The sequence below is a fragment of the Ruegeria sp. YS9 genome, assembly GCF_024628725.1.
Classification (GTDB): Bacteria; Pseudomonadota; Alphaproteobacteria; order Rhodobacterales; family Rhodobacteraceae; genus Ruegeria; species Ruegeria atlantica_C.
The window spans coordinates 1,668,025-1,685,682 of the sequence record NZ_CP102409.1 but is presented as its reverse complement, the minus strand read 5'-3'; the positions used below and the strand labels follow the sequence as shown (position 1 = coordinate 1,685,682).

The following is a 17,658-nucleotide window of genomic DNA, read 5'->3' as shown; positions in this document are numbered from 1 at the left end:
CAACTGCCCAAGGATTAAGCGCGTTGACATTGCACCTTGCCGACAAGGAAATAGCACCGCCTGTTTTGCTGGCGCCCATGGCCGGAATCACCGACCGCCCGTTTCGCGATCTGGTGATGCGGTTTGGTGCGGGCATGGTGGTCAGTGAAATGGTCGCCAGTCAGGAGATGGTGCAGGCCAAACCCGGCGTGCGGGAGCGGGCGGAACTGTCCGCGGATGTGGAAAACACCGCCGTACAACTGGCAGGGCGCGAGGCCCATTGGATGGCCGAGGCGGCCCGTCAGGTGGCCGATCGTGGCGCGCGCGTGATCGACATCAACATGGGATGCCCCGCCAAGAAGGTGACAAACGGTTATTCCGGCTCGGCCCTTCTGAAAACGCCGGATCACGCGCTGGCACTGATCGAGGCCGTTGTGGGTGCGGTCGATCTGCCGGTGACGCTGAAAACCCGGCTGGGATGGGACGATAGTCTGTTGAACGCGCCCGACGTGGCGCGCCGCGCTCAGGACGCGGGTATTCAGATGGTCACGATCCATGGCCGCACACGCTGTCAGTTCTACAAGGGTCACGCTGATTGGCGGGCGATCCGGGCGGTGAAAGAGGCCGTATCGATCCCGGTCATCGCGAACGGAGATATCGTGGACACTGACGCCGCGCGAACCGCGTTGCGCCAGTCCGGCGCGGATGGGGTGATGGTGGGTCGTGGTGCTCAGGGCAAGCCCTGGCTGTTGGCGCAAATCTGTCACGACCTGTACGGGGCCGAGGCGCCCGATATTCCGACCGGTCATGATCTGATTGATATGGTTTGCGCGCATTATCAGTCGATGCTGGATTTCTACGGCACCGATCTGGGCCTGCGTGTCGCTCGCAAGCATCTGGGGTGGTACATGGACGAAGCCGCAACACCTGCGCCTCTGCGCCGGGCGGTGCTGACGTCACGCGATCCGGGGGAAGTGCCGCGCCTGTTGGCGGATGCGCTCAGCGTCACGGACGAGGTGGCGGCATGAATTCTGACACCAGCATCTGGAACTCGCTGCCGGTTCCGGCGTTCATTATTGATGAACAGGACCGGATATCCGATGTGAATGCTGCCGGTGAGGGGTTTCTGAACGCATCGCGCAAATCGGTGATCGGCCATCCGGTGTGGGATCAGATCGCCGTGGACGCGCCGTTGGAAGAGGCGTTCGAGCGCGCCCGCTGGCAGGGCACACCTTTGTTCGTGAATGATGTGGATGTGGGATCGGGTAGCCGGGCGCCGCTGCAATGCGCGTTGCAGATTGCGCCTTTGGTCGGGCATCCGGGGTCCATGATCATGATCATCTCGCCTCGTGAATTGGCAGGTCGGATGACGCGGGGGAATACGGTCAAATCCGCGGCACAATCCGCCATCGGCATGGCGGAAATGCTGGCGCACGAGATCAAGAACCCGCTGGCCGGGATCACCGGTGCGGCGCAGTTGCTCAGCATGAATATACCGCCGCAAGATCTTGAACTGACTGACCTTATTGTCGCCGAAAGCCGCCGGATCGTAAAACTGCTGGAACAGGTCGAGCAATTCGGGAACCTTCAGAAACCTGACTTCAAGCCGGTCAACATCCACGATGTGCTGGATCGCGCAAGACGGTCCGCGTTGCTGGGGTTTGGTGCGGATATGACGATCATCGAAGACTATGACCCGTCGCTGCCGCTGGCCTATGGAGACCCGGACCAGTTTCTGCAAGTGGTCCTGAACCTGCTTAAGAATGCGTCCGAGGCGGCGGGGCCGCAGGGCGGAACGATCCGCCTGCGCACCTATTTCGAACATTCCTTCCGGCTGCGTCGCAGTGACGGGTCAGGGCATTCGCTGCCCTTGCAGATCGAGATCATCGACGATGGTCCGGGGCTGCCTGAAGACATCCGTGGCGACATTTTCGATCCGTTCGTATCCGGCAGGGAAAACGGCACCGGCCTGGGGTTGGCGCTGGTCAGCAAGATCATCTCGGACCATGACGGCTGGATTTCGGCCGAATCCGTGCCCGGGCGAACGGTATTCAAACTGTCACTGCGCCGCGCGCCGCGAGACGCAATCGAGGACAAGAAGGAGAGCACCTGATGGATGGCACCGTACTGGTCGCGGATGACGATCGCACGATCCGCACTGTTCTGACGCAGGCCCTGACGCGTGCCGGGTGCAAGGTGCACGCGACCTCGTCGCTGACCACGTTGATGCGCTGGGTCGGCGAGGGAAAAGGGGATGTGGTGATTTCCGACGTGGTCATGCCCGATGGAAACGGGCTTGAGATGCTGCCGAAGATTGCCGAAGACCGCCCCGGTTTGCCGGTGATCGTGATTTCCGCACAAAACACCATCATGACGGCGATTCAGGCGACAGAGGCGGATGCCTATGACTATTTGCCAAAACCCTTCGACCTGCCGGATCTGATGAAACGGACGGCGCGGGCGCTGGATCAGAAACAACGTGCCCAGCCAGTGCCGGCCGAAGGCACAAGCGAGCGCCCCGAAGAACTGCCTCTGGTCGGGCGTACACCGGTGATGCAGGCCCTGTATCGGTTGGTCGCCCGGGTGATGAACACGGATCTCTCGGTCATGATCTCCGGCGAAAGCGGCACGGGCAAGTCACTGATTGCGCGGGCCATTCACGATTTCTCCGACCGTCGAACCTTGCCCTTTGTCACTGTCACCGCTGCCGAATTGCGCGATCTGGAGGGCCCGGCGCGCGTGATGGCGCGGGTTCGCGGCGGCACATTGTTGATAGACGAAATCGCAGATATCGATGATGAGCTTCAGGCGCGTATCGTCCGCATGATGGACACACCGGGCGATCACGTTCCCCGTTTCATGGCCACCAGCCAGTCGGACCTGACCGAAGGGATGGAGAACGGACGTATCCGCCAGGACCTGTATTATCGTCTGTGCGGGGCCACGATCCACGTACCGTCATTGCGAGAAAGGGTGGACGACATTCCGTTGCTGGCCGAGCATTTCCTGATGCGGGAAGAGCGGGAGAACGGCACCAAGCGCTGGCTCAGCCCCGAGGCGGTGGAGCTGGTGCGGCGCTATTCCTGGCCTGGGAACGTACGGCAACTGGAAAATGCCGTGCGCCGGCTGGGTCTGACCAGCCGCGCTGACGAAATCACGAAAACCGAAGTGGAAATGGTGCTGGGCAGCCAGCCAGAGGCAGAACCGGTCCTGAGCGGTGGCGAACGCGAAAAGCTGTCGACTTCGGTCGAGCGTCACTTGCGGAGGTATTTTGACCTGCACGGCAACATTCTGCCGCCCCCGGGTCTGTATCAGCGCATATTGCGTGAAGTTGAGGCCCCACTGATCGAAATCGCACTGGATGCAACCGGCGGAAATCAGGCGAAATGTGCCGATCTGCTGGGAATCAACCGAAATACGCTGCGAAAAAAGATTACGGATCTCGATATTCAGGTGACACGTCGACGCAAACTGATGTAATATCGCCACACAAACCGTGGCATCCCGGCATCTGTTGGGAAAAGATCACGATATATGGCGGTAAGCCGCGCAAGCGGCACATCAGGATGAGGGCAGACAGTGGCAACCCGAGCACAGAGCGGGATGATCCCATCGATCAGTCGATGGCGTAAATCACGGAAACTGCGCAATTTTGGCACTCTGGGGCTGGTCCTCATGGGCCCCGTTCTGGCGCTGGCCACTTACCTTGTCATCGGTCCTTTCGATCTTGGTGCGACGGCACCGACCTTGCGACTGATTCTGTTGGCCGACCTTGTTTACGTTCTGGTTGTTGCAGCACTTGTGCTTGGACAGGTTGGCAGCTTGATTGCCGCACGACGGGCCAAGTCGGCGGGTTCGCGCCTGCATTTGCGCCTGATCGGGGCGTTTACTCTGCTGGCGCTGGTACCAACCGTGACCGTGGCGATTTTTGCCGGATTGACCGTCAATATCGGCCTTGAGGGCTGGTTTTCCGACCGCGTGCGTCAGGTTGTGGGATCTTCGCTGACGGCAGCAGAAGCCTATGAACAGGAACACCGCCAGGGATTGATACAAGACGCGTCTGTTCTTGCGCGATATCTGGATAATGCACGATCGCTGGATTTCTATATCTCCGACGCTGAACTGCGTGAAGTTCTGGCGCAGGGGCAGGCTCAGATTCAACGGGGGCTGCGCGAAGCCTATGTCATCGACGGTGGTGGCGAAATCAAATCGCGCGGGGACCGGTCCTACCTGTTCAACTACGAAGCCCCAACCCCCGAACAGATTGCTGAAGCCACCGACAAGGGCTTGCTGATCATCGCCGACTGGCCCAACAACGAGTTCCGTGCGCTGGTTCCTCTGAAGGCTTATCTGGATCGCTATCTCTATGTCAGCCGCGAGGTGGACGGACAGTTGTTGACGCTGCTGGACGATACCAAGGAAACGGCACAGTTCTACCAACAGCTTGAAAGTGAACGGGGCCGGGTGCTGTTCGAGTTCGGCCTGTTGTATCTGGGCTTTGCCTTGATCCTGATCCTTGCGGCAATGTCCCTGGGCATGTGGTTTGCCGAACGGCTGTCGCGTCCCGTGGGGCGGTTGACCACTGCGGCACAGAGGGTTGGGGCCGGTGACCTGAGCGTTCAGGTTATTGAAGAAGCCAGCGACGACGAAATCGCGATGCTGGGCCGGTATTTCAACCAGATGACCCGGCAGTTGAAAGGACAACGGGATACGCTGTTGGAGAACACGCGGCAGATTGAAAGCCGGCGCCGTCTGTTCGACTCGGTGCTCAGCTCGGTCACGTCCGGTGTCGTTGGCGTGGACCCGGAAGGATGCATCACCTTCGTGAACCGCTCGGCCGAGCGGTTGCTGGATTGGACCAGGGGCGAGCAGCATCTTGCCATCGGCATTGCAGTGCCGGAATTTCTGCCCCTGTTCGAAAGTCTGAAGGACAGCGGGCAAGAGGCCGTTCAGGGAGAAATCAAGGTGACCCGCAAGGGGCGGCTTGAGAACCTGTTGGTCCGCATGGCCATCCGGCGCGGAGAAGACGGGGGCCTGGAAGGATATGTGGTTGCCTTCGATGACGTCACCGATCTGGTCAGCGCCCAACGGATGGCGGCCTGGGGTGACGTGGCCCGCCGCATCGCGCATGAGATCAAGAACCCTCTGACCCCGATCCAGCTGAGCGCGGAACGGATCAAGCGCAAGTTCTCACGCAAGCTGGACGAGGAAGACAGCAGCAGCCTGGATTCGATGACCAACGTGATTGTGCGGCAGACCAACGACCTGCGTCGCATCGTGGATGAATTCTCGAAGTTTGCACGGATGCCTGAACCCGAGCGCAGGGAAGAGAACCTTGTTGATCTGGTGCATGAGGCGGTCCTGCTGCAACAGGCCGGGCAGCCGGATGTGCAGATCGATGCCGATCTGCCGCAACAGCCGATCATGGCGGATGTGGATGCAACCATGCTGAATCAGGCGCTGACCAACCTCATCAAGAATGCCGGGGAAGCCATTGCAACCCTTAAAGAAAAAGGGGCGCCCGACAACCTTCTGCCACAGATCAAAGTGGCGGTTACCAGTGATGACGCGGGTACGGTTATCACCATTGCAGATAACGGGATAGGTCTGCCCGTGGATCGGGCACGGCTGTTTGAACCCTATGTAACGACACGTGACGAAGGGACCGGGCTGGGCCTGCCCATCGTCAAGAAGATCATAGAAGAGCATGGCGGCGCGCTGACCCTCGAGGATGCGCCCGTATTTGACGGACAGGACCATTTTGGCGCGATGGCCGTGATCCGATTGCCGGGGGTTACAGTGTCCCCAACGGCAGCGCCACAGAAGCAGGCAATTAGAACCAACAAACTGAAAGCAGGCCAAAGATGAGTGACATTCTGATCGTAGATGATGAACGCGATATTCGCGAGCTGGTGTCCGACATTCTGGAGGACGAAGGCTATTCAACCCGGCTGGCGGCCAACTCGGACGAGTGCATGGCGTCAATCAACTCGGAACCGCCGGGGTTGTTGATCCTGGATATCTGGCTGAAGGACAGCCGCATGGATGGCATCGACATCCTGAAAGCGGTGAAACGTGACAACCCGGACGTGCCGGTGGTGATCATTTCTGGCCACGGCAACATTGAAATTGCCGTCGCCGCAATCAAGCAGGGCGCGTATGATTTTATCGAAAAGCCGTTCAACATAGACCAGTTGATGGTGGTGATCCGCCGCGCGATGGAGACCTCTCGCCTGCGTCGCGAGAATGCGTCTCTGAAGCGGAAAGAAGTCAACAATTCCGACATGATCGGCAAATCCGCCGCGTTCCGCGCCATGCAGGCGCAGTTGGACAAGGTGACCAAGTCGAATGGCCGCGTGATGCTCAGCGGCCCTGCGGGGTCCGGCAAGGAGATTGCAGCGCGATATATCCATGCCCATTCCAATCGCGCCAATGCGCCATTTGTCACGGTAAACTGTGCCGGGATCGAACCCGAGCGTGTGGAAGAGGTGCTGTTTGGCCGGGAATCGGCAGAACGCGGCGTGGAATCGGGTTTGCTGGAAGAGGCGCATGGCGGCGTGGTCTATTTTGACGAAGTTGCCGACATGCCCCTTGGGACACAATCTAAAATCCTGCGGGTGCTGGTGGATCAGCAGTTCCAGCGTGTCGGTGGCAGTGACAAGGTGCGCGTGGATCTTCGCGTAATCTCGTCAACAAGCAAGGATCTTGACGAGGAAATCGCGGCTGAACGCTTCCGGGAAGAGCTGTACCACCGTCTGAACGTCGTTCCGATTGCCGTGCCGTCACTGGAAGATCGGCGCGAAGATATCCCGGTTCTGGCGCAGCACTTTATTGAGATGTGCAACGAAACTCAGGGTTTGCCGATCAGGGAATTGTCGGAAGAGGCCGTTGCCCTGTTGCAGACGATGACCTGGCCCGGCAACGTGCGCCAGCTCAAGAACCTGATCGAGCGGGTTCTGATCCTTGGCGATGGCTCCGGCCCGATCGAGGCGCGTGAGTTGCCCAACGAGGAAGAAAAGGCAGAAGATTCAGGTCGTGTCGTGTTGTCTGGCGCGCTGGCCACCTTGCCGCTGCGCGAAGCCCGCGAGGCGTTCGAGCGAGAGTATCTGCTGACACAGATCAACCGGTTTGGCGGCAATATCAGCCGAACGGCCAGCTTTGTAGGCATGGAACGCAGTGCCCTGCATCGGAAACTGAAATCGCTGGGCGTGGTGACTTCGAACAAATCCGGCGCGCGCGTGGCGCAAATCGATGAACCCGAACCGGCAGAATAACCTGCCGGTCGCAGGGCCTCAGCCGGCCTGACCGGGCGTTATGATCTGAAACGAGCCGTCATCGAATTTCACAAAGCACGACGCGCTGTTGAGCGGTGGCAATGTTGTCGTTCGCGTTGCGGGCACGCGTGATTTCACGTTCTGCTTGCACGGCGGCAGGCTGACGGGTCGAAACCCTTTCTGGGCCATGCATTGCGCTTCGACCGTGTTGCGCAGGCCCTGATTCACATCCACGGTATAAACACGGCCGGGCTGCCACCAGCCGGGCGATTGATAGCAACGACCACTGCCGTCGCAATAGGTACGCCCCGGCCAATAGGTTGGCGGGCTTTGGCGGATCTGATTGGCTACCGGCACCTCTTTGACCGCCTTCAGCTGGCACTGGGTGGTCTCTTTTTGCAGGCGCGACACGGTTTCACCTTCGCGGTAGTAAAGCGAAAGAGGTCCGCATGAGGACAACACCATCAGAGGTAGCAGCATAGGAAACAGCGTTTTCATGCGCTTATCTTGCCGCAGCCGGGCTGCGATGACAATTCAATTGACCGCTCTGGGGGCATCTGTCATTCAATCCTTTCAGGCAGAAGGGCCAGAAGCATGAAGGTCATTATTTGCGGTGCGGGGCAGGTCGGCTGGCAGATCGCGCGGCATCTTTCGGGCGAGCTGAACGATGTCACCGTCGTGGACAACAACCCCGACCTTGTACGGCGGGCGACGGAAACGCTGGATGTGCAGGGGATCGCCGGGTTTGCAAGTTACCCGGACGTGCTGGAACGGGCAGGGGCCCGTGACGCTGACATGATCATCGCCGCCACCCATTCGGATGAGGTGAACATGGTCACCTGCCAGATGGCGCACTCGGTCTTTTCGATCCAGCGCAAGATCGCGCGCCTGCGGTCGAAATCCTATCTCGAGGCGATCCACTCGGATCTGTACCGTCGTGATCATCTGCCGATTGATGTGGTGATCAGTCCCGAACGCGAAGTTGCCGCCGCTGCCATGCGCCGCCTGTCTGCCCCATCCGCCTTTGACACCGAGATTTTCATGGACGGCAAGGCGCAGCTGCTTGGGGTGCGGGTGGAAGAGGATTGCCCGATCGTGAATACACCGTTGCGGCAGCTGACGGATCTGTTCTCGACCCTCAGTTCCATCGTGGTTGGGGTGCGGCGCGAAGGCACGCTGTTTGCCCCCGAATCCGATGATCAGCTGTTTGTGGGCGACGAATGCTATGTCTTTACCAACGTCAAGGACGTGGATCGCACCATGGAAGTGTTCGGTAAGGCGCAGAAGCGGCAGGATCGCGTGGTGATCGTGGGCGGCGGAAATGTCGGGCTGGAAGTGGCCAGAACGCTGGAAGAACGCGAAAGCCGTGTGCGGGCCAAGATCATCGAACGCGACCGCCATTGCGCTGAGCTTGCCGCCGAAGCTCTGGAACGGACGATCGTGCTGCATGGTGACGGGCTGGATGCCGGGTTGCTGAGCGAGGCGGGGATCGAGCGGGCCGATGCGATGCTGGCGGTTACGGATGACGACCGTACGAACATGCTGGCCGCGGTGCGTGCCAAGGCCGAAGGCTGTGCTCTGGCGATTGCGTTGATCAACGACCCCAGCATGGTGGCCCTGATGGGGCCTCTGGGGATCGATGCCTATATCAATCCGCGGGCGACAACCGTCAGCTCGATCCTGCGACACATCCGTCATGGGCGGGTGCGTCAGGTCTATTCCATCGGGGATGCCGAGGCCGAGGTGATCGAGGCCGAGGTTCTGTCGACCTCGCCCATGGCCGGGCAACGTCTGCGCGATATCGACTTCCCCGAGGGTGTGCTTGTGGGCGCAGTCCGCAAGGGAGACGACGTTCTGCGACCGACCGGCAGCCTGCGGATCGATGAAAAAGATGTGGTCGCAATCTTTGCCATGGCCAAGGACGTGCCAGAGGTTGAACGCCTGATGCAGGTCTCAATCGATTTCTTCTGATGGCGCATGCAAGGACACAACGGGTTGGATTGTTGCGGCGGTTGCCGTTGTTCCTGCTGATCTGGGGCATTGCATCCCTGACCATGTGGATTCCGGCGATCTATGCGCTGGCACTGGATGATCACGATACGTCACGATCCTTTCTGTATTCCGGGATACTGGGCTTGTTTCTGGTGGCTACGATCGCGATGGCGTCCTCCAACCGCATACCCCGGCGCGGCACGTTGGGGCAGTTGGCGGTGATGCTGGGCTGTTTCACGCTGCTGCCCATCTTTCTTGCGATCCCGTTTCACGACGCGCTTGGAACCACCACCTTTCTGAACGCCTATTTCGATATGGTCAGTTCTCTGACGACCACGGGGGCGGACCTGTTTCCGGATCCGGCCCGTCTGACGGCCCCATTGCATTTGTGGCGCGCCATGGTCGGTTGGATGGGGGGCCTGCTGATGTGGATCGCCGCGGCGGCGATCCTTGCGCCGCTGTCGCTTGGCGGGTTCGAAGTCACCACCAGAGGCCAGCCGGGGCGCCCGGTGTCAGGGGTGGCACAGAGCGAACGCGTGGACCCGCGTGGCCGTCTGATCCGTGTCGCCAGGACGCTGACGCCAGTCTATGTCGGGCTGACGACCGTGATCTGGGTTCTTCTGTTGATCTCGGGTGAAGTCGGCCTGACGGCCGTGTGCCATGCGATGGCAGTAATGGCCACGTCCGGCATCTCTCCGGTCGGGGGCATGGAAGGGGCGCAGGCCGGGTTTACGGGCGAAGCCATCCTGTTTCTGTTCCTGTTCTTTGCGCTCTCGCGCCTGACATTTTCAAAGGATACCGCGACAACGGGCTATTCCCGTCTGGATAAGGACCCGGAGTTTCGTGTCGGTCTGATGATTGTCTTGGCTGTCGCAATCCTGTTGTTCTTCCGGGTTGTTGCGGGCGTGACGGAAATCGGTGGTCAAATGGAACCAATGCAGGCTTTGCAGGTCATTTGGGGGATGCTGTTCACCGTTCTGGCTTTCCTGACGACGGCCGGCTTTGAAAGCGCGAACTGGAACGACGCACAGCAACTGTCGGGTTTGGGAACGCCCGGTTTGCTGTTGATGGGGCTGGCATTGATCGGCGGAGGCGTCGCGACGACGGCCGGGGGGGTCAAACTGTTGCGGGTCTTCGCCCTGTATCTGAACGGCGCGCGTGAGATTGATCGCCTGATCTATCCTTCGTCCATCAGCAGTGCAGGGGGTGGCAATCGCCGCATTCAAAGCGATGGGGCGTTCATCGCCTGGATCTTCCTGATGCTCTTTGCGCTGACTCTTGCCGTGTTCAACCTTCTGCTGGCGGCGATGGGGTCCGGGTTCGAACAGGCCATGGTGCTCAGCGTGGCCACGCTCAGTACGACGGGGCCGTTGATCGAGTTGGCCACGGACGTTCCAATTCGCCTGATCGACCTCTCCGCGGGTGCCAAACTGACGTTGTGCGCGGCGATGGTCGTAGGTCGCCTGGAAACGCTGGCGATCATCGCCCTGATCACCCCGTCGCTTTGGCGGGATTGAGCCGGGTGTAACTTGCGGTGGCTAACGCCTGATTTTTCATCTGGAATATCTGTGCGTAGCACTCCATACTCTGCCGGAGGGAGCGCGTTGGTCCGCAGCGCGTAGCAAGAACAATGGCGAGATTATAAAAATATGGCTTCGGACAGACAGAATCTTCAGGATGCCTTCCTGAACAATGTACGGAAAGCTAAGGTTCCGGTCACGATTTTCCTGATCAACGGCGTGAAATTGCAGGGTGTTATCACCTGGTTCGACAATTTCTGCGTATTGTTGCGCCGCGACGGACAGTCGCAGTTGGTATACAAGCACGCGATTTCGACCATCATGCCGTCACAGCCGATCAACCTGTATGAGGGCGAAGACGCCTCTTGATGGAACATGACCGGATGCGCACCCGGGCCTGGGTGCTGCATCCCGAAATCAAATCAGATGAACAGCGCCGTGTCCCTGAACCGGCGCTGGAAGAGGCGGTGGCACTGGCCGCCGCATTGCCTGATCTGGATGTGATCGGATCCGAAATCGTGCGCCTTCAACGCGCTCAGGCCGGGTATTTGTTCGGCAGCGGCAAGATTGAAGAACTTGGTGAGCGTTTTCACGACAACGAAGTTGAACTGGTTCTGATCGACGGGCCGGTGACACCGGTGCAGCAACGCAATCTGGAAAAGGCGTGGAAGGTCAAGATCCTCGACAGGACCGGGTTGATCCTTGAGATTTTCAGCGATCGCGCCCGTACGCGGGAAGGCGTGTTGCAGGTCGAGATGGCGGCGCTCAGCTATCAGCGGACGCGGCTGGTACGGGCGTGGACCCACCTTGAACGCCAGCGCGGTGGTTTGGGATTTGTCGGCGGACCCGGCGAAACCCAGATCGAAGCCGACCGCCGCGCCATTGACGAACAACTGGTGCGCTTGCGGCGGCAGTTGCAGAAGGTGGTCAAGACCCGGACACTGCACCGTGCCGCCCGGGCCAAGGTGCCCTATCCAATCGTCGCTCTCGTGGGCTACACAAACGCAGGGAAATCCACGCTGTTCAATCACTTGACCGGGGCCGAGGTGATGGCCAAGGACATGCTGTTCGCCACGCTGGACCCGACCATGCGCCGCGTGCAACTGCCTGATGGCCCCGAAGTGATCCTGTCGGACACGGTGGGCTTTATCTCGAACCTTCCGACCGAGCTTGTGGCGGCCTTCCGGGCGACGCTGGAAGAGGTCTTGGGTGCCGATCTGATCGTCCATGTGCGTGATATCAGCCACGAGGAAACAGAGGCGCAGGCGCAGGATGTCGAGGCGATCCTGACCTCGCTGGGCGTCGACGACGAGCGGCCCCGGCTTGAGGTTTGGAACAAGATTGACCTGCTGAGCGCCGATGAGCGCGAGGCGACGCTGGCACGCGCGGACCGAGATCCCGAGATTTTTGCGATTTCAGCGGTCACCGGCGAAGGCATCGCACCTTTGCTGTCCGAGATCGCGATGCGTCTGCAAGGTGCACGGCGTGAGGCGGTATTGGATCTGTCTTTCTCTGACGGGGACAAGCGGGCCTGGCTGTTCCGCCAGGATGTCGTAAGCAGCGAAGAACAGACCGAGGACGGGTTTCGCATCACCGTTCTGTGGACCGAGAAACAAGCGGCTCAGTTCGAGGCGCTGAAGAATTAGCGTTGGGGATGGATATGTCTGACAAGCCGGACCAAAGAGTGTTCCTGAACGGCCATATAGATGTGCCTGCGGACCGGCTGGAGGAGGTGCGCGCAGCGTTGCCGGACCATGTGAAACTGACCCGCGCGGAACAAGGCTGTATATCTTTCGACGTGATCGAGGATCAGACCTGTCCGGGTCGGTTCAACGTGTCAGAAGTGTTTGCGGATCAGCAGGCTTTCGATGCACATCAGGCCCGGACACGGGCATCTGACTGGGCTCGGGTCACTCAGAGGATACCGCGAGACTACAGGATAGAACGCGCATCCAACGGACGTTGAGTCAGGCCCCGTCTATCTGCCGTTGGTGGTCACCCGCGTCGAACCAGCCCAACGAGGACTGTACAAGGTAATCTGGCGTCAGTTCCCATTCCTCCCATCCACGTGTGACAACGTGATTGCCGGTTTCGGCGTGGTGCCCTTCGCGGGTCCAGACGAATATGGCATGCGTTCCGGCCCATCGCATCATGTCACAGCGCACTTCCAGATCTGGAAAGCTGGCGTAGGATTCGCGTACCAGGTTGGCGATTGCTTCGCGTCCTTTGGCTGGTTCGCTATCGTTGAAGGTGATCTGCCCGTCATGTGCAAAGAAACCGGCAACTGCGTCAGCGTCGCCAGAACTCCATGCGATTGCGTAGTCGCGCGCAAGATTATTTAGGACATCCCGAATACTGGCCATACTCGCCCCCCTTTGGTCCCACATAATCAGTCCGATAATGTTAGGCGAATTTGATCTTGGGCGCCACGAGGGCCGAAAAATCGGGGCGGGGACTTGCCGAATAGGCGGATTATCGCGGGATCAGATTGGTTGTTCCGACAGCCGCGGCGCGGGCCAGATCAAGATCCAGTGACATGGGGATGTATTCGCCACGCCGCCACAGCTGCGCCTGATCGTCATAGTAGCGCGACAGGAAGTGACCCGACTGCCCGGTCGCCGTTATGAAAACCGAGCTGTTGGGGTCGGCAAAGTCATAAACCCCGCGATACCCGGCGCCGTGCACGTTCTGGAACGGATCAGGCCCTTCGCCTGACGTGCGGCCTCGCAGCAATGTGTTGTCGCCGCCGCTGGTCGATTGGCGAATGTTCACAAAAAACCGCAATATCGGGACAGAGCCCAGCACGGGATGATCATGAGTTGCCTGATGAGCGTCGCCCCAACGCAGGGATTCAAGCGCGCTGCCATATCGTTCAGATATCCAGATCAGCGCGTCGTCCAGCGCAAGCCGCGCCATCTCGGTACATGTCTCGACCGGTGCGCTTTGAACCACGTCGCACCAGACACCCGCCCCGTCAATGTCGCGATAGACCCGTTCGATGAACAGCGGTTCGACATGTTTGTATTCGCTGGCCAGAGGCCCAAGCTCGTCCGAGATCAGCCGGATTTGCAGCGCACGCAGCCAGGCCGCATAGATCAACGGCTCGGGCAGGTGTTCGTTCATCTCACCGTTCCACTCCGCCAGCAGCGACAGCGCGATCTGGCGCTGGCGTTCCGGCGTTCCTTCGGGGGCCGAAGCCCCGGTGAACCACAGATCGGCACCGATCAGCGGCAACAGGGACCGCGCGGTAAAGCTGACCGTGTCCAGTTGCGCTTCGATAAAGCTGTCGCGGGTATGCACCTCGCGGGATTGCATCAGGCGTTCCCAGCGATGCACGCGCTGCGTATCGCCCCATTCATACGAGACGTGATCCGGGAACGGGCGGTCGATGATCTTGTTGTTCGTGTTGCCCAGAACACCGCCGACGGGGGCCACGAATTCCGGGTTGTCGGCATAGGGCAGGCGGCCTTGCCAGCGATTGGCCTCGATCCAGCCGGGCGAGGGGATACGCCCACGGCTTTGGTTTTGCGGATCACGCCGAGGCATGGCGCCGATCAGCTTCATCCCAATGGTCGTCTTGTCGACCAGCGACAGGTTCTGAGAAGGCGCGATGAACTGTTCGCCGACCGCGATGGCCTGTTCGACGTTGTCGGCGTTCATCAGCGCCATGGACGCCGACATCGACGTGTCCTGCGGGCTGAGTGCCGTCCAGGACAGCGATGCCACATGTCCCGGCGGGGTGATGGTTTCCAGCTTGTAGTCCGTGCCCGGCAGCACCGGCCCGTTCTCGGTCCAGCGCAGGGTCAGCGTAACCGGAGCTTCCCCCTTGATCTCGATGATCGAAGGGCGGGTCCGGAATTTCTTGAAGCCGGTCGGGGTCAGGTATTCCTCGGGGTTGTCGGGATTAAGCTGCTCGATATGAACGTCCTGATCGTCAAGATACGAGGATGTAAGCCCCCATCCCAACCGGTCGCTGCGTCCGGTCATGATGGCGGGCACACCCGGGATCGAGGCCCCGATGACACCGCCTTTTTCCAGGCCGAGATGTGCCAGGTACCAAATCCCGGGCGCAATGAAACCCAAATGAGGGTCGTTGGCCAACAGGGTTCCGCCACTTGCAGAACGTGACGGCGCGGCGGTCCAGGCATTTGAAGCTCCGGCCAGACCACGTTTGGGAAGGGGTGAAAGAGGTGTTTCGGGAATGTCCGTTCCCGCAGCATAACGGGGGAGATCTGGGAACAGGGTGGCATATTCGGGCAGCGCGGCAATGCCGGGTCCGGGAACGTCGGGCAGGATGTCGGCCAGACGTTCTGGATTGTTCAGCATCAAGGACGTGCGCGCGCGCAGAACTTCATCGGTCAGGTGGCCTGACAGTTGCAGCGCCATCAGCTTGATTATTGCGATACTGTCACCCGGTTGCCAGGGCGAGACCGGAGCGTTGAACAGGAACATCTCGGGTGCGCCGCGACCCAGCGCCTCTTCGTTGATCTCGGTCAGGCGGGCATTGACCCCGGCGGAATAGGCACGCAAAGCGGCCTTTGTATAATCGTCCTGCACCTCGACCGAGCGGTGGGCCAGCCCATAAAGGTCCAACCTGCGCAGCAGCTTGTCGATGTGAAGCGTGCGCGGGCCAAAGACCTCGGACAGTCGGCCTTGCGCGGTACGGCGCATGACAGTCATCTGCCACAGTCGATCCTGTGCATGGGCATATCCCAACCCAAAGAACACATCGGGATCGGTCTGGCCCAGAATATGCGGTACGTTGGCGGTGTCGCGTACGATCTCGACCGGGGCGGTCAGACCTTCGACCTCAAGCGTTTGGTCATAGTCCGGCAGGGATTGGCTGGCCAGAAAATAGACAAGGCCCATTGCGGCGAGGATCAAAATGATCAGACCCGACGCGATGCGCACCAGCCAGCGGAAAACAAGACCCATTACTGCCTCAATTCTTGTTCAGACGAATGTTGCGCAGAGACTAGAGGATGGTCGGTCCGACCGAAAGAGGAACGCGGCAAGAACCTGCGCGGGAAGGGTTGAAATCAAATGCCCCGCCGCAGTGTTGTGCTGCGACGGGGCCATGTGTGGGGGAAGTGGTAATCCGGGTTATGGAATGATGCGGGTATATTTCGTACCTTCGACGGTCGCACCGAATTTAAGACCGGCCTGGCCGAAGACCACCGCCAGCACCGGCGAACGCAGTGTTGTCGTGTCCGTGGACAAGGAATTCCCTGTTGCGTCAACCACATATCCAATATCGGCACCGGCTGTCCATCCGCTGGAACGGCGGAAATCGTTCAGCGCATCCTCGGTCATGAAGAACAGGATATGCGCATATTGCTGCGCACCGATTTGCAGACCTGCGGTTCCGGAAATTGCAGAATAGTAATCGACCGTAGCGCCGTTGATGCGCAGCGCGCCTTGGCCGTAGGCACCGCCAAAGAAGATCAATCCGGCGTCGGTGATCAGGGGCATAACCAACATGCCGTTGGCTTTGTTCGCGATTTCCACGGTGTTGGGATACCGGCTGTACATTTCGGTCAGCGTGGCATCGACGCGGGCGTCGATCATGGACGAGTTTGAATTGCCGACGCCGTTGCCGCAGGCGGCGGTCAGGGACAGGCCTGCCATGCCCAAGGCAAAGCCGCGACGGTTCAGTCGGGGGGAGTTGGAACTGCTCATGGTTTTTTTCTCTGTAACTGTGCCTGATGTGTCGGGTCATCCCGATCTTGCCGGCAAGGATACGCCGATTAGGGCGATGTGTCACGGGAAAGCTGCCCGCTCAAGGGGGCTTGTCGGCGAAAAATTGCGACTCTTCGGGGTTTTAGCCTTGCAGGATGCGGGCAACCTGAGGCGAAAAATAGGTCAGAATACCGTCGCACCCGGCGCGCTTGAAGGCCAGCAGGCTTTCCAGCATCGCCTTTTCTGCGTCGATCCAGCCATTCTGGGCGGCCGCCTGGATCATCGCGTATTCGCCCGAGACCTGGTAGGCATAGGTGGGTGCGCCAAAGCTGTCTTTCACACGGCGACAGATATCCAGATAGGGCATCCCCGGTTTGATCATCACCATGTCCGCGCCCTCGGTCAGATCGCGTTCGATCAGCCGCAGGGCTTCGTTCGAGTTGGCCGGATCCATCTGATAGGTTTTCTTGTCACCGGTCAGCGCGCCCGAGGCGCCGACGGCGTCGCGGAAGGGGCCGTAAAAAGCGCTGGCGTATTTCGCGGCATAGCTGAGGATCATCACATTGTGATGCCCGGCGCCTTCCAAAGCGCGGCGCATTTCCCCGATCCGGCCGTCCATCATGTCCGACGGTCCGATGATGTCGGCTCCGGCGTCGGCCTGGGCAAGGGTCATCTTGACCAGCGCTTCGATGGTCTGATCATTCACGATCTCGCCGTCGACGACGTAACCGTCATGACCGTTGATATTGTAAGGGTCCAGCGCCACGTCCGTCATCACCGCGATGTCAGGGGCTGCCGCCTTGATCGCCCGGATGGCCCGGTTCGACAGGTTGTCGGGGTTCCAGGCCTCGGCGCAGTCTTCTGTTTTCAGCGCAGAATCCGTGTAGGGAAAGATGCAGATCGCCGGGATTCCAAGCGCCTGCGCTTCGACGGCCGCTTTTGCAATCAGATCCACCGACCGGCGAACTACGCCCGGCATCGAGGGTACGGGCTCTTCAATCCCTTCGCCGTCGCGTACGAAAACCGGCCAGATCAGGTCATCCGTGGTCAAGGTGTTCTCGCGCACAAGCCCGCGAATTGCCCGGGATTGACGGGCACGCCGAAAGCGGGTCATGGGATAGGGTGCAATGGTCGGTTTCATGGCGCGTTCTCCTTGAACATTCGTGCATTGGGTGGCATGAATTCACAAAGGTCTCAAGGGTATCAATGGACGC

At 59.9% G+C, this 17,658-nt stretch carries 15 protein-coding genes; 10 read left to right on the top strand and 5 right to left on the bottom strand.

From position 1 onward, the window contains the following. Positions 1 to 23 precede the first annotated feature (23 nt). The 5 genes from dusB to NOR97_RS08505 all read left to right on the top strand — a co-directional run bounded on the left by dusB (position 24) and on the right by NOR97_RS08505 (position 7,253). Complete coding sequence (gene dusB / locus NOR97_RS08525; protein ID WP_374041568.1) at positions 24 to 1,007, top strand: tRNA dihydrouridine synthase DusB; 984 nt, start codon at positions 24 to 26, stop codon at positions 1,005 to 1,007. After that, positions 1,004 to 2,092 carry a nitrogen regulation protein NR(II) gene (locus NOR97_RS08520; RefSeq protein ID WP_257598829.1) on the top strand — a complete coding sequence of 363 codons (1,089 nt, stop codon included), beginning with the start codon at positions 1,004 to 1,006 and terminating at the stop codon, positions 2,090 to 2,092. The genes dusB and NOR97_RS08520 overlap by 4 nt, the downstream gene beginning before the upstream one ends. Further along, a complete protein-coding gene (locus NOR97_RS08515) occupies positions 2,092 to 3,459 on the top strand; it encodes a sigma-54 dependent transcriptional regulator (protein ID WP_257598828.1) in 1,368 nt (455 codons plus the stop codon). Before NOR97_RS08520 ends, NOR97_RS08515 begins: the two co-directional genes overlap by 1 nt. 123 nt (positions 3,460 to 3,582) lie before the next feature. Continuing rightward, positions 3,583 to 5,847, top strand: a complete 2,265-nt coding sequence (locus tag NOR97_RS08510) for a PAS domain-containing sensor histidine kinase (protein ID WP_170344732.1) — start codon at positions 3,583 to 3,585, stop codon at positions 5,845 to 5,847. After that, on the top strand, positions 5,844 to 7,253 hold the full coding sequence (locus NOR97_RS08505; RefSeq protein ID WP_257598827.1) for a sigma-54 dependent transcriptional regulator: 1,410 nt from the start codon (positions 5,844 to 5,846) through the stop codon (positions 7,251 to 7,253). The genes NOR97_RS08510 and NOR97_RS08505 overlap by 4 nt, the downstream gene beginning before the upstream one ends. Before the next feature lie 18 nt (positions 7,254 to 7,271). On the opposite strand, the gene NOR97_RS08500 is transcribed toward NOR97_RS08505, so the two are convergent. Beyond that, positions 7,272 to 7,751, bottom strand: a complete 480-nt coding sequence (locus NOR97_RS08500) for a hypothetical protein (protein ID WP_257598826.1) — start codon at positions 7,749 to 7,751, stop codon at positions 7,272 to 7,274. A 96-nt stretch (positions 7,752 to 7,847) separates the two neighbouring features. Here NOR97_RS08500 and trkA point away from each other — a divergent pair, with 96 nt between their 5' ends. The 5 genes from trkA to NOR97_RS08475 all read left to right on the top strand — a co-directional run bounded on the left by trkA (position 7,848) and on the right by NOR97_RS08475 (position 12,731). Beyond that, entirely contained in the window at positions 7,848 to 9,224 is a 1,377-nt protein-coding gene (trkA, locus tag NOR97_RS08495) for a Trk system potassium transporter TrkA (RefSeq protein ID WP_170344096.1), read from the top strand. Beyond that, positions 9,224 to 10,762, top strand: a complete 1,539-nt coding sequence (locus tag NOR97_RS08490; RefSeq protein ID WP_257598825.1) for a TrkH family potassium uptake protein — start codon at positions 9,224 to 9,226, stop codon at positions 10,760 to 10,762. Before trkA ends, NOR97_RS08490 begins: the two co-directional genes overlap by 1 nt. A 132-nt stretch (positions 10,763 to 10,894) precedes the next feature. Next, entirely contained in the window at positions 10,895 to 11,134 is a 240-nt protein-coding gene (hfq, locus tag NOR97_RS08485; protein WP_005982826.1) for an RNA chaperone Hfq, read from the top strand. Next, positions 11,134 to 12,411, top strand: coding sequence for a GTPase HflX (hflX, locus tag NOR97_RS08480; protein ID WP_257598824.1), 1,278 nt, complete (start codon positions 11,134 to 11,136; stop codon positions 12,409 to 12,411). The genes hfq and hflX overlap by 1 nt, the downstream gene beginning before the upstream one ends. A gap of 14 nt (positions 12,412 to 12,425) precedes the next feature. Beyond that, positions 12,426 to 12,731 (top strand): putative quinol monooxygenase, encoded by a 306-nt coding sequence (locus tag NOR97_RS08475; RefSeq protein ID WP_257598823.1) that lies wholly within the window; start codon positions 12,426 to 12,428, stop codon positions 12,729 to 12,731. Position 12,732: 1 nt separating this feature from the next. Here the strand turns inward: NOR97_RS08475 and NOR97_RS08470 are convergent, their stop codons facing one another. The 4 genes from NOR97_RS08470 to hemB form a co-directional block, all read right to left on the bottom strand. Further along, positions 12,733 to 13,128 carry a nuclear transport factor 2 family protein gene (locus NOR97_RS08470; RefSeq protein WP_257598822.1) on the bottom strand — a complete coding sequence of 132 codons (396 nt, stop codon included), beginning with the start codon at positions 13,126 to 13,128 and terminating at the stop codon, positions 12,733 to 12,735. Positions 13,129 to 13,237: 109 nt separating this feature from the next. Then, positions 13,238 to 15,700 carry a penicillin acylase family protein gene (locus NOR97_RS08465; protein ID WP_257598821.1) on the bottom strand — a complete coding sequence of 821 codons (2,463 nt, stop codon included), beginning with the start codon at positions 15,698 to 15,700 and terminating at the stop codon, positions 13,238 to 13,240. Positions 15,701 to 15,868: 168 nt separating this feature from the next. Continuing rightward, entirely contained in the window at positions 15,869 to 16,444 is a 576-nt protein-coding gene (locus NOR97_RS08460) for a YSC84-related protein (RefSeq protein WP_170344102.1), read from the bottom strand. A gap of 142 nt (positions 16,445 to 16,586) precedes the next feature. Next, positions 16,587 to 17,585 (bottom strand): porphobilinogen synthase, encoded by a 999-nt coding sequence (hemB, locus tag NOR97_RS08455; RefSeq protein WP_257598820.1) that lies wholly within the window; start codon positions 17,583 to 17,585, stop codon positions 16,587 to 16,589. Positions 17,586 to 17,658 lie beyond the last annotated feature (73 nt).

Excerpts from the sequence above, each read along its gene's own strand:
- hemB (WP_257598820.1), bottom strand. The coding sequence starts at position 17,585 with ATGAAACCGACCATTGCACCCTATCCCATGACCCGCTTTCGGCGTGCC.
- trkA (WP_170344096.1), top strand. The coding sequence starts at position 7,848 with ATGAAGGTCATTATTTGCGGTGCGGGGCAGGTCGGCTGGCAGATCGCG.
- NOR97_RS08475 (WP_257598823.1), top strand. The coding sequence starts at position 12,426 with ATGTCTGACAAGCCGGACCAAAGAGTGTTCCTGAACGGCCATATAGAT.
- NOR97_RS08490 (WP_257598825.1), top strand. The coding sequence starts at position 9,224 with ATGGCGCATGCAAGGACACAACGGGTTGGATTGTTGCGGCGGTTGCCG.
- NOR97_RS08505 (WP_257598827.1), top strand. The coding sequence starts at position 5,844 with ATGAGTGACATTCTGATCGTAGATGATGAACGCGATATTCGCGAGCTG.
- NOR97_RS08470 (WP_257598822.1), bottom strand. The coding sequence starts at position 13,128 with ATGGCCAGTATTCGGGATGTCCTAAATAATCTTGCGCGCGACTACGCA.
- NOR97_RS08460 (WP_170344102.1), bottom strand. The coding sequence starts at position 16,444 with ATGAGCAGTTCCAACTCCCCCCGACTGAACCGTCGCGGCTTTGCCTTG.
- NOR97_RS08510 (WP_170344732.1), top strand. The coding sequence starts at position 3,583 with ATGATCCCATCGATCAGTCGATGGCGTAAATCACGGAAACTGCGCAAT.
- NOR97_RS08520 (WP_257598829.1), top strand. The coding sequence starts at position 1,004 with ATGAATTCTGACACCAGCATCTGGAACTCGCTGCCGGTTCCGGCGTTC.
- NOR97_RS08500 (WP_257598826.1), bottom strand. The coding sequence starts at position 7,751 with ATGAAAACGCTGTTTCCTATGCTGCTACCTCTGATGGTGTTGTCCTCA.
- NOR97_RS08515 (WP_257598828.1), top strand. The coding sequence starts at position 2,092 with ATGGATGGCACCGTACTGGTCGCGGATGACGATCGCACGATCCGCACT.
- NOR97_RS08465 (WP_257598821.1), bottom strand. The coding sequence starts at position 15,700 with ATGGGTCTTGTTTTCCGCTGGCTGGTGCGCATCGCGTCGGGTCTGATC.
- hfq (WP_005982826.1), top strand. The coding sequence starts at position 10,895 with ATGGCTTCGGACAGACAGAATCTTCAGGATGCCTTCCTGAACAATGTA.
- hflX (WP_257598824.1), top strand. The coding sequence starts at position 11,134 with ATGGAACATGACCGGATGCGCACCCGGGCCTGGGTGCTGCATCCCGAA.